This is a genomic window from Desulfosporosinus shakirovi (genome assembly GCF_020595055.1).
GTDB classification, from domain to species: Bacteria; Bacillota; Desulfitobacteriia; order Desulfitobacteriales; family Desulfitobacteriaceae; genus Desulfosporosinus; species Desulfosporosinus shakirovi.
In genome coordinates this window covers 20716-32575 of sequence record NZ_JAJDOO010000043.1, presented here as the reverse complement: position 1 = coordinate 32575, position 11860 = coordinate 20716, and the positions used below count along the sequence as shown (strand labels likewise).

10 protein-coding genes are annotated in these 11860 nt (G+C 43.4%); 3 read left to right on the top strand and 7 right to left on the bottom strand.

The window, feature by feature from the left end; genetic code table 11:
- The first annotated feature begins 236 nt into the window (after positions 1-236).
- The gene (locus LJE72_RS22770) at positions 237-1019 is read left to right on the top strand and encodes a hypothetical protein (RefSeq protein WP_229250267.1); all 783 of its coding nucleotides are present in this window, start codon (positions 237-239) and stop codon (positions 1017-1019) included.
- Between the two features lie 367 nt (positions 1020-1386).
- Here the strand turns inward: LJE72_RS22770 and LJE72_RS22765 are convergent, their stop codons facing one another.
- The 6 genes from LJE72_RS22765 to LJE72_RS22745 form a co-directional block, all read right to left on the bottom strand.
- Positions 1387-4326 carry a beta strand repeat-containing protein gene (locus LJE72_RS22765; RefSeq protein ID WP_229250266.1) on the bottom strand — a complete coding sequence of 980 codons (2940 nt, stop codon included), beginning with the start codon at positions 4324-4326 and terminating at the stop codon, positions 1387-1389.
- Positions 4327-4419: 93 nt separating this feature from the next.
- Positions 4420-4554 carry a hypothetical protein gene (locus tag LJE72_RS26415; protein ID WP_282437950.1) on the bottom strand — a complete coding sequence of 45 codons (135 nt, stop codon included), beginning with the start codon at positions 4552-4554 and terminating at the stop codon, positions 4420-4422.
- A gap of 72 nt (positions 4555-4626) precedes the next feature.
- Positions 4627-5484, bottom strand: a complete 858-nt coding sequence (locus tag LJE72_RS22760; RefSeq protein WP_229250265.1) for a type II secretion system F family protein — start codon at positions 5482-5484, stop codon at positions 4627-4629.
- Positions 5484-6371, bottom strand: a complete 888-nt coding sequence (locus LJE72_RS22755; protein WP_229250264.1) for a type II secretion system F family protein — start codon at positions 6369-6371, stop codon at positions 5484-5486. The genes LJE72_RS22760 and LJE72_RS22755 overlap by 1 nt, the downstream gene beginning before the upstream one ends.
- Positions 6364-7848, bottom strand: coding sequence for an ATPase, T2SS/T4P/T4SS family (locus tag LJE72_RS22750; protein ID WP_229250263.1), 1485 nt, complete (start codon positions 7846-7848; stop codon positions 6364-6366). Before LJE72_RS22750 ends, LJE72_RS22755 begins: the two co-directional genes overlap by 8 nt.
- Positions 7848-9644 carry an AAA family ATPase gene (locus LJE72_RS22745; RefSeq protein ID WP_229250262.1) on the bottom strand — a complete coding sequence of 599 codons (1797 nt, stop codon included), beginning with the start codon at positions 9642-9644 and terminating at the stop codon, positions 7848-7850. The genes LJE72_RS22750 and LJE72_RS22745 overlap by 1 nt, the downstream gene beginning before the upstream one ends.
- 177 nt (positions 9645-9821) lie before the next feature.
- Here LJE72_RS22745 and LJE72_RS22740 point away from each other — a divergent pair, with 177 nt between their 5' ends.
- Together LJE72_RS22740 and LJE72_RS22735 are read left to right on the top strand one after the other, a co-directional pair.
- Positions 9822-10133: a hypothetical protein gene (locus LJE72_RS22740; RefSeq protein ID WP_229250261.1), complete on the top strand. Its 312-nt coding sequence runs from the start codon at positions 9822-9824 to the stop codon at positions 10131-10133.
- A 50-nt stretch (positions 10134-10183) separates the two neighbouring features.
- The gene (locus LJE72_RS22735; RefSeq protein ID WP_229250260.1) at positions 10184-10579 is read left to right on the top strand and encodes a hypothetical protein; all 396 of its coding nucleotides are present in this window, start codon (positions 10184-10186) and stop codon (positions 10577-10579) included.
- A 150-nt stretch (positions 10580-10729) separates the two neighbouring features.
- On the opposite strand, the gene LJE72_RS22730 is transcribed toward LJE72_RS22735, so the two are convergent.
- Positions 10730-11263 (bottom strand): tyrosine-type recombinase/integrase, encoded by a 534-nt coding sequence (locus tag LJE72_RS22730; protein WP_229250259.1) that lies wholly within the window; start codon positions 11261-11263, stop codon positions 10730-10732.
- Positions 11264-11860 lie beyond the last annotated feature (597 nt).

Here is an 11860-nt window from a genome sequence, read left to right as displayed (position 1 = left end):
GAGTAACCGATGGTTTTCCCTTTTTTAATTTTGCGAACTTAATTGTACTCTATCGTTCCAATAGTCATATTTGAATACTTTTCATCATTTCTACGTTTATACGCGGATTAGTATAAATTCAAATGTTTTCACATTTCGATTCGTATGCGAACCCCATAAATGGCGCTAGTTTAACCGTTTCGGGAGGTTATGGGGCGAATATTACGGGGTCTACGGATGGAAATGGGTACTACACTTTGACTGTTAAACCCACGAATGTTGGAGGTCCATTTTCCCTGAATTTTTCGGTGACGAGTTCCTATGGCAATTACAGTACGGTACAGAATAACCTGACGGTCACGGCTCCTCTCATCGTACCCGTAGATAAAGTCCTAGCAGGGACCACGATTGACGGACAAACCGGGACAATGACCAATAGAGGCGCAGTAACGATCGTTCCTGGGGTAAATAATAAAACAATTCCGGAGGGGTATCATAATGGTAGTGGTACTGTCTCTGGCGATACAGATTTAATTGCAAGTAATATAAAAAGTGGTGTAAATATATTCGGAGTTACAGGAACCTTATCTACTCAGAGCAAGAGCAAGGTGCTGATATCTTCGTTTGATACCAGTATTGATGCAACGAATTACTGGCAAATAGGCTATCATAGTAGTTCTAGTCCTAGTCTAAGTATTTATAGCAATGAAGTTAGTGTAATTTTTAGGAAAAGTAAATATAGTCAAACGGCTGTCTCTAAAACAAAATATAGTTTTGATAGTGTAAATAAGATCATACTCTATCTTGACAATGATGTTTCAAATGTCTATCTTTCATTAGCAACAACACAATCTGACAATGTTGAATCTAATGTAGTTAGAAGTTGGCTAATGCCTAGTTACTATACGAGAGGAGTTACAGCTTTGGATACATCAGGGTTGACTGGTGATTATTACATTAAATTTGGATTTATAGATCAAGGTAGTTCTGGTGATGCAGGATATTCTTGCACTTTGTTTGATATGATTCTTACAAATTAAAGTCCTTGCAGTGATCACGATTGACGGGCAGACAGGGACAACTGACAAATTAAAGTCCTATAACCGAGGGTGGCTTTTCAAGTATTAAACTAGTTTATATCCACTGGTACAACAAGAGGGGCTGTTACCGTTAGGTTGCTCATCGTACTGTAGTTACCATAAGGACTCGTTACAAAAAAACTTAGTGCAAATAGATCGCCAATATTCGTGGGTTTTACGGATAAAGAATAAGTACCCGTTAATATCCGTAGATCCCGTAACATTGTCTCCATAGCCACCAAAAGCCAGCTATTCTATCATTCCTGTTAATGATAGGATGGCTGGCTTTTAGGTACCCATATTGATGGATAGTATATTCGGTTGTCACCTAGTGAACCTTAGTGAATAGAGATGTCTTCAATTTGGCGTACACTTCAAAACGCCAATAAAAGCTATTACCGGCACCCCAAATACGCAATTCAACTAGATCTCCCGCGGCAACCGCTATGTTATCGCTATATGATGTATGTGACGTATAGTAAGCATTGGTGTGTATGGCCCCTGTGCCAATCCCGTTAACGTATATGCGACCGGACACATTCCCTTGTATGGAGAATATCGTTTGCAAGGTACCACTGGCCGATACTTTGAATGATTTTATAGTTGTTGGGTCAGTGTATCTCACGGGTGTAGTATTCTGGGTGTTATCTGAATAAACCTCATACTCCGAAACTGCTCCTATAACGTAGTCGAAGACATCAACTGTTGGTGTAATCGTACCAGTAACTCCGAATATATTTACACCACTTTTAATATTTTCTGCCTTTAAATCTGCATCCCCTTGTACTTTGCCAGCACTGATCGTACCATCATAATACCCTTGGGGAATAGTTTTATCGGTTGTCCCTGGTGTGATAACCGTGCCGCTACCCACCTTATTTATCATCGTACCTGTCTGACCGGCAATAGTTACGCCTGCAAGAACTTTATCAATTGGAATGACAATGGGTGCTGTTACAGTTAAATTGCTTTGTATGGTGTTATAGTTACCGGCAGTACTAGTCGCCGCAAAGCTCAAGGCAAATGGTCCTCCGATATTGATCGGCTTAATCGAAAGAGTATAGTAACCGTTGGCATCTGTAGTCCCTGAAACATTAGCCCCATACCCCCCCGAAACGGTCAAACTAGCGGCATTTATGGGGTTCGCATACGAATCGGTAACTGTACCAGAAACAATGGGTAAAGGCACATGATTAGCAGCCGTCCACACTTCAGTAGTAGATGGCGAAACATTTGCTACGACTAGGTTTGGAGCACCTGGGAGCACTTCAAACGTGGCTGTTCCAATAACATTAGATACTCCATCCATGGTTGCCGTAATTGATTCATAGCCGACCTTCGTAACTGGCCCAATTGTTACCAGAGCTTGTCCATCGGCATCCGTCGTAACCTGAGTAGTCACGAGTGCAGAAGGTTCTGGACTCTCAGATAACTTGATTAATTTGCCTACTATGGGCGTCCCTGTGTTATCTTTAAGGGTTATTGTCGCGGTAAGCGATCCGCCGGCCGCAACCTGACTATCTGACGTATTAACTGTAAGGCTATAAGCGCCCGTTGGTAAAACATTAACAGCTACTGTACCACCGTTCAGGGTCGTCCCAACCGATTGCACTTTGAGTGTGGCCATGCCCGGTGTTGAAACCTTTTGAGCTGCTGCGAATTGTCCTCCGGATTGCGTAGTTACGTTCGTTGTTGTATCCGGCCCGACCAGTTCAATCGCCGTACCTGGCTGTACTGGATTCCCATAGCCATCCAGGATTTGACCAGTGACCGTGACGGTCCCGCCTGCCCCAATCTGAGTTGGAGTTGCCGCTAAATTTGCCACTTGGGCAGCTGCTCCAGGGTTTACAGTGACTTGGATTTGGGCTGGGGTATTAATACCTGCAGTAGTTGCCTGTATCTTCTGAATACCAGCCTGGCTTAAAACAATATTAGCGCTGGTATAACTTCCTGACTCATCCGTTGTTATTGTCCCATTTGGGGCAAAGTCATCGACGCCATTGGTGGGAGAATCAATCACTATAGTTGCTCCCGCCACTGGTGAGTTATACAAGCCTGCTACATTTCCCTTAAGATTGATTTCCTGACCAGCTGTGATCGTCAGCGGATCAGAGCTATAGGCTGTACCAACACTGCTCTGTAAGGTGATTGTTTGGGGAGTCCCCTGAAGAATATCCACTAAAGCCGTCGTCGTTGCTGAACCTATCGTGAAGGTAATATGCTTCATACCTATGAACTTTGGAGTATAGATTAAATTGAAGGCACCCTGGTGATTGGTTTTAACGGTCTGGTTCGGGACATCGGGTGTGTCTGATGATACATTGGTTATTGCTGAAGGGATAGGGTTCCCGTTAATATCCACGACACTTCCCTGGATTGTTACGGCCCTACCAATAACCGTTTGGTAATCAACCCCACCTTCTCCGGAGGTATTTGTTAAGAGAATCTGGGCTGGATCGCTTGCTGAAACTGTGACTACTTGAGCTGCCGACCCAATACCGGCTTTTGCTGCCAACAATTGCGGCCCAACGTTTGGAAATGACATGGTGGTACTAAAACTCCCGTCGGCTCGGGTTGCCACTGCCATAGTTCCGTTTGGAGAACTTACCTCAACTTGAGTACCAGCCGGGGCTACCGTAGCTCCCATATTGACGATACCACTATACTGAGCACTCTGCCCTACTGTGACGGTATCTGGTCCTGTCAGTGTGACTGATGTTGGAAAAGCAGGATTTGTTACATCGGCAACGGGTGTTTCTCCTAAATCTGTTACGGGTGTTTGGGTACCACCGAAATCTGGAAAGGACCCTAAGCAAACGGACGTATCGCTTGACATTCCGACGACATAATTTGATTTTACATTGATGATTTCTTCTTCAAGGTACAAATCATAGTGCAAACCCAGAAACGGGACGTTAATCGGGAAATTATATCCTATAGCCCCATTACCGGCGCTTGATCCGTAACTTTGCCGACTCGTTGAAGCATCAAAGTATACTTTCGATGGATCCAATCCATTGGTGCTTAGGTAATTCGCAATATTGGTTTGGTCGGTCTGAGTGACACAGCCGTTAACACGAATTGATTCGGAGATACGCTTAGCCCCTTCAGCCAGCGTACTTTTAATGCTACCAACCCTTTGAAATTCAACATTGATTCCAACGCCAACGCCTAATAACACTAAAAGACCAAAGATCATTGATAAGACTCGAGCTTGAACTCCTCCAGCCTCGGGATCCCGATAACCAACCCTTTGTTTTTTAGACACGTGTTCTCCCCCCTTTAAATGTGTTTAAGCATAACTGGCTAATCTACACAAACTAACCAGTTATGCTTAAGTAGCTCGTCTTTATCATTCTGATTAGTTGGTTATTTTCGCAAACGCTGATGCTAGATAAACAGGCAAATTCGTCGTAAGAAACACAATCATAATCCCAATAACTACCACAACCACCGCAATCCCGCCTACTTCTGACATTGTGTCCTTGATTGTCATCTTGTTTTTCCTCCTTGTTTTATTAGTTACATCTATAGTAAGAATGTATCCCACAAGATTGAATTGAAAAACCTAAAATAGGGTTAATTCTCTAAAGGCTGATAGTCCAAACGGTATTCCAATCATTAATGCAGCGCTAACCAATCCAGCCAACAATAGTAAGCTTAATTGAGCTTCCATACTTTCTAGATCGGTCATAGATCGGTCAGTGATAATCCGCGACAAATTTTCTGCCATATCGGCAAAAACAGTTTGCCTATCCGTAATACCGTTATTGTGATAACTCCGAATGCTTTGCAATACAGGGACGACATCCATATCATCCATCTGATCAATCATCGTTTCCATTGCTTCGTTAAAGCTCATCTCTCCGTCGCTCCAACGAATAATTTTCGTAATAAGTTTCTGCAAAGGACCCCAAATGAACTCTGAGGATGTACGAACGGCCTCCTCCATAGTATCACCGGCAATTATGCTTACTTTAAGATAATTTACAAACTCTGGTAAGGCCTTCTTTAAATCGTTCTGATGGTTGTTCCACTCCTTTGCAAGAGCACCTCTGACAATGATCACCCCTAAGATCGCACATACGACGGCCAGTCCAACGGCTTTCCAAACAGTCAATTGAAAAATGACGCTTAAAATAGCACCTGCCAAAATCCCCAAAAAAGGTGTAACCAGCATATACTTAACATACTCTTTCGGTTCTGTGTCCACTTTTTCTAACCTATCGATGGTTTCTTTCCCCAGGCGGTTACCTACAAAGTTTATGACCCTGCTCACGAACTTTTTCATCCATTCTTTTAGGTTTCTCGGCCTGCCGGGATGATACATTGCTGCTAAATAGGCCTGACCGTGATCATAGAAAAGGAGATAATGGATAAACAAACTTAGAAACACCACGAGAAGTCCCAGGCTTACGAAGCTCATTAGACGAGATCACCCCTTTGCGCATATAAGCGCGTAAATCTTTTTAGCCCATGAGAAAGGTATAGAACAAATATCGCTCCAATAACCCAAGCCCAACGAGCAGAGCTTTGAGTGGTAAAGTCCCACAAATCAGGCTTAATCAGTAACATAAGGGGTGGTATCAAAACATTGATGGTCAAAAAGGGGTAGAGCCATTTGAAGTACGTCATAATAACCTGTGTCCTCTTGTTGGCATTCTTTTCTCCGTCTGAAAGCCGATCGTCAATTTGCTTGAAGGCAAACCCGATTTCTCGTTGTCCCTTTTCTAACCCTTTGGCGATGATCCGACTTAAAAGCATATAGACCGGGTTAATAAGCTGAACACTTAAATCAGCCATAGCTTCCGGAAGGGTTCTATTTCCCCGAGTTGTATTAAGGGCTTGCAGCAGCTGGCTGCGTAACGGTTCCTTGATACGCTGGCCAGAATGCAGGGTCGCTTCAAGGATGGATTCCCCGATTGTTAAATTATCGGCGATCCCACGGACAAACTGCTGAGTCTGTGCATCCTGCATGTACCGTTTATGGGCAGCCTTAAAAGTTATATAAATCCGGATCAGCATCCTGCCCACGAGGGCATAGATTAACGTCGCCAAGATATCCCGTGTAAAAATATACTCATATGAAGCTGCTACTACCATGACTCCAATATCCCATAACTGAAATTTTCGCCGACTTATAGTCAGGACTGAGAGAGATTTTTCCAGATCTAAATCAACCTTTCGAGGTGGGTTTAGCTTTTTCTCTGTTTTATCAGATACTCGACCCTTGCCCCGTTGGATATAAGGAGAGAGCCCACATCTGGAGACTACGAGGAAACATGCAAAAAGGAGCAATGCCAAACTAAGCACGTTTCATTCCCTCACTTTCTTCAACATATTTCTCTGGGATCAGGACATCATTTTCGAAGCAGTGTTGATACATTCGTCGGCTTACTTTCCCACATTGAACATGCTTCTTCAGCTTAAAATCATACGTAAAGATCTCTCTGAAACCAAAGATCGTTCCATCCCAGGGCAAAACCTCCCAAACTGAGGTAATCTTTCGAGGACCAGATCTCAATCGTTTGGTAAACACTAAAACATCCAAGGAATCATGGAGCATTTTCCGGAGATAATGTTCATCAATGTTCATGCCCGACTCTTTTAGCCAAATAACCATCAGAGAGACGAATCGCTCAGGGTTTTTGGAATGCCCGGTTGTAAGGATACCGTCGTGTCCGTGATTAAGTATTTTAAGGAACCCGGCAGCTTCCATAGCTGCGCGCATTTCCTGGATTAAGATGCGATCCGGCAGCATGGATAAAACTTGGGCAATCATTTTATCAAAATCAACGCGTTTCTTATCTCTGGAAACAGTTTGCATACTGATAAAATGAGGGTGTATCGGGTTTGTCTCTCGGGTATCTCCGATCTCTATCACTCGATCTCGGGTCGTGTGTTCTTCGATCAGGATCCTGTTCACCGTTGTTTTTCCTGTACCTGTTGCCCCAAGGATCACAATATTACAGAGCCCTTCTGTAGCCACACCTAAGAGCTCCATGATCTCTTCTGTAGCGGCACCTGTTTCTATAAAGCTCTTGGAGGTGTATCTCTTCGTGCTTTCCGTGGGTTTACGTATATTGAAGGTCGGATAACGGACAACAGGTGTCCAGTTAGCGGTTATTCGAGATACATCCGGAAGTTCAGCTCTATCGAGACAATCGACTTGGTCGATGGCGTGCCCAGTTTTGCTATAGAGCTTACGTACATATTCAGCATAGGACTTAGGATCTGCAAACTTTATATCGGGAAAAAGCGTTGTCCCTGGACCAATCTGATATTTTTGTCCACCAACTTCTACAAAGATACTGTCATAGGCGTTGCACATAATCTCAGTGATACTCTTGTCTGCCCAAAGGGGTTGCAAAATCCCATATCCGATGTAACTATTCGCTACACGGTTAAATATAAAGCGTTTTTCTTCGAAGTTGAGATTCTGTGACGATATTATATTTGCGATGACTCGAGGAAGATCTCGTTCCAGGGTATCCTTATTTCCATCAAGGAGATGGCTGTAGTTTCGGTTTATTTTGTTATAAACATCTTTTTCAACATCCAAGATATCGTCGTAAATAGTTTCTAAACCAATTGGTGTGTTTAGCAAGTCTCCTAGCTTCTCTCCAAGATTTAAAAAGTTGGCCTTTTCCTCAATACCGAGGTCTTCATCTTTGGCATGGGTCCGATACTCACGTTGCCGTTGAACATCCAGTTGTATACGATTGACGTCGATTTTTGGTTTCACCTTCAGCTTATAGGAAGAACTGACTTGCCCCTCTTTGTTTGACATCACTTTTTCCTCCATCTTGTAAAGAACTTGGCAAAGGGGCTTTTCGTTTCACTTGCCAGGACAATGGAAACTCCAATATCTTGGAGCACAGTTTCACAAAATTTCTCCCACGGGGAAGGTCCCTTTTTAGGTTTATAGGGTCTGCCCTTGTCCGCCGCATTACGATAGCCTTGAACGTCCAAGGGAACTTCTAATATGATCGGCATATCCATGGCTTGTGATATTGCACGAAGCTTAACAGGATCATCGTCTGTACGCTTGTTAATGATCAACTGATATTTTGACGATTCAACGCCTAATTTATAGGCTTCTGAAAGGTGGGTTGCAGCAGAGTCCAAGTAAACTTTAGTTGCTTCCATAATGTAAAATATACGCTTGGCCATCTCCAGGGCTTTAAATACTGGGGGGTCAATGAGGTTAGGGTTTGTGTCTACAATAACGATTTGGAATTCCTTTAGCGCGGCTTTAAACAGTGTTTCCGCTTGCTGGCAAGCATCATTCGAAGATTCCATATGAAACGGTAATATAGCTTTCTTGGAGCTTATCGGACCAGCCGGCAAGACATAAAGTCCTCGTACCTGACGACTTGTCCTCTTGATGGCGGTCATGGCTGCACCTTCGTTGCTGAAATCATCCGGCACCCAGGCATCGAGTCCAGGGCAATCTTCTGAGGCACCTGTTCCACGTAGAAGTGAAGGCTTTTCAGAGTCTAACTCGATAATAATAGTTTTGTACCCCATCTTTGCAAAGACAAATCCTGTTTGCTGAGCAATGGTACTTTTACCGATACCCCCACCTGTACTATGAGTGGCGAAAAGAACTGGACTCATAACAGTCGTTATTGCTTTGGGAGCATAGGGTGAAGAAACCGGTTCCTCATCCCACTTAAACTCAATCGTTGGGCTGCTAACGATAGCGCCTTGGAGCACACTTAAAAGGTTTCCGGGCAGCTGAGGTATTACTTGCCATTCAATGTTGGCATTCTTCAAGTGGCTTTTGTAGGTTGCTGAGTAGTCATCGCTTTCTCTTTCAATGACAATAATGCGTGATTCAAAGGCATGGCTACGCAACTCTCTCATACTTTCCACGAGATTACCCTCTAAACCAGGCAGATCACGATGGACAACGATGATTGAGAAGATCCCAAGATCCAGATTTCGCATCAGATTAGAAAAAGAATGAACTATCTCTAAGACCCGCAATTCACCGCCACTTTTTTCTTGTAAATAGGGCTGAAGCTTCTTCACTTCATTACTAACAAGGGGAAGTGCTATTATAAGTTCTTTACGAGTGTGATCCGGATACTCTTCAGTCACTACCTCATCTTCAACAGAAATTTGCTTGTCAGGTTGTTCTGGTACCGCTTTACGAATTCCTAACTTCCTTTGCAAGCCAAGACCGCGCTTCTTTTCGGGAAATCCGGGCGAAAGAGCCGGCGGTACCGTAAAGCTACTACCTTTCGTAAGTATGGGATTTTGGATTTGGGCTTGGGCATGGAACACAAATTGTCTTTGAATTGCCTCACCGTTGTTCACATCCTTTATATAAGCAATGCTTTTTTTCTGGCATTCTTCCATAACTTCTGGCTTTCCTACGACAATGCTACGAGAATCCGATGCAATAAGGCTCCAGTCCTTTTCCTCGGGATCCACCCATAGCAGCACGTTGGCTTCTTCTCTCACTACGACCTGAAAACCAATTTGAGCAAGCCATGATTCCCAATCGTTTGCCCCCATACCGTGGACATTGATTAATACTGGTTCATCCGTTTGGCGAACTGTGTTTTCTTTGAGCATGTAATCTCCTTCCTTCTTAAAAAAAGACTCTCACAAGTTATAAGGGTTTTTCCCACAAAAATAAGCCGGGAAATCCCAGCTTTAAAAGAAGTTTGTAAAATATAAAGAATATTTTCGTGACGAAACTCCACGCAATGCTTTTCATCAGGTTTTTAATACGCATTAATAAAGGAGCTCGTGTGGAAAGGAGAAGGTTGGCAGGAAGCGGTTGATTCCGACGGCAAACTAACGTTCCGTTCTAAGGTTGTAGAGCAGTCACTGGAGGTCAAGGTGCCCATCGTCCAAGATGAGATCTCCACTGAAAAGAAACGAGGAAGGCCAAAGAAGTATAACCACGAAAACATTCCCGTCAAGATACACCTGACATGGTCAGCCAAGCGTGCTGAAAAAGACCGTTCCGACAGAGAACGTATGCTTGAGAGGCTTAGGAAACGCCTTGACAAGCCATATCAGCTCAAGGCTGCCATAAAAAGAGGCTGCACGTTATGACGGTTATTATGCGGTTATTACTAACAATTTGGACTTAAGCACTGAACAAGTTGTCAGGATATACGGCGGACTATGAGATCGAAGAGAGTTTTCGGATACTGAAGACTGATCTTAGAGCGCGTCCTGTCTTCGTATGGAATGACGAACACATAAAAGGTCATTTTGCTATGTGCTTCATTTCATTGTGTATGCTGCGCTATGCACAATACCTGCTTGAAGAGGTTGGCGGAAAGAGTATCTCTGCCGCTCAGATCATGCAGGCCATTCAGGATCCACTAGTCCTAGTTCAGGGAGACTATCCCAACAATATAGTCACACCAACACAGATATCCCAAGTATATTTAGATTTGGCAACGATCCTCAATCTTCCTCAACTGAAGACACACATGACACTGACTAAGTTTCGTTCATGCACAAAATTAGACTTAACAAAAAACCTGAAATAATAGGACATTTTTAAAATAGCCGAATCGCTTGTGCTCCAAGCGATCCGGCTATTTTTTACCCCTCTAACTTCTAAAGTCAGGACTTACTTTAGTCGAATATTACTTGCCTAGCAAAATATACAGTCTTGCCAGGTTATCTCCGATTCAGTATTAATGCTTTAGCGACAGCTTCTCCACGGCGTTCGCTTTATCCCGCTCAGAAGGCTGAGTGTACACCCTTGTCGTATTCAAACTCTTGTGCCCTAGGATTTCCGCGACTATCTCCAGCCCCTCACCAGTTTTTAAGAGGTTTCGAGCGAACGTATGCCGCAGAGCGTGGCGGTAGAGTTCAGGTAGTTTTGCTAGGTAAGCGTACTGATCTATAACCTGCCGAATTCCGCTGGCTGTTAGACGGTTGGTCACCTTTCCCCTCTGGCTCAAGAACAATGGCACTTTTGTGCGACCGTTCATATAATCACGCAGTACCTTCCTAGTATCGCTGTTAAGGGGCACAGTGCGAGATTTACCACCCTTTCCCAGACGTACTTTGAGACTGCCGGAGCGATCAGCAATAATGAGATCATCAATATCCAAGGCGGCTACTTCGCTAATACGAGGGCCGGTGTTAAGCATGAGCGTAATCAGAGCAATATCACGTGGTATGCTTTCATGTTCCACCGCACGTGTAAGTGAGCGTTGATCCAACCGTTCTAAGTAACACGCTCATGAGTAAGTGTTTCTCCATTCGTAGATTCAAACCACTCAGCAAACTTAGCACTCTCTGTCGATAGGCTCGGAGGGTGTTTTCACTTTTGTTAGCATGACAAAGATGTTCTAACCATGCAATGAGATCGATTTAGTTAGTCTCTGTCAAGACATTCGCCTTTTTTCTTTTGATTAGCCCTAGGATTTCTCCTTGTTTGTGGGCCTAAAATCTTATCTCCTGAGTTTTTTGGCACTTAACGATCATAACGGCTGCGAGCGTATTGTCTGGAACCCGTAGATCATGCTTTTATAAAATCAGTCTATCACAGTTACACAAGAAATTTTTTCAATTTTACTCAAAATATTCACTATTCCAAAATCAATATAATCTAATTGAATTTATTACTTCTTTAATACATATAAATCATTTTTAGTGGAAACTTAATCGTAACTACCTAAAAATACTTATTCAGGAGGAGATAAGCTGTGTCTGATCGGTTGCGTCCTGGTGAAAAACTGCACCCAAGTGAAAAGCTCATCTCTGAAAATAACACCTTTACTCTTGTTATGCAGGATGACGGCAATTTAGTATTGGTA

Bases quoted from the DNA above. Each gene is read 5' to 3' on its own strand.
- LJE72_RS22750 (WP_229250263.1), bottom strand. From the start codon at position 7,848: ATGTCAAACAAAGAGGGGCAAGTCAGTTCTTCCTATAAGCTGAAGGTG.
- LJE72_RS26415 (WP_282437950.1), bottom strand. From the start codon at position 4,554: ATGACAATCAAGGACACAATGTCAGAAGTAGGCGGGATTGCGGTGGTT.
- LJE72_RS22760 (WP_229250265.1), bottom strand. From the start codon at position 5,484: ATGAGCTTCGTAAGCCTGGGACTTCTCGTGGTGTTTCTAAGTTTGTTT.
- LJE72_RS22745 (WP_229250262.1), bottom strand. From the start codon at position 9,644: ATGCTCAAAGAAAACACAGTTCGCCAAACGGATGAACCAGTATTAATC.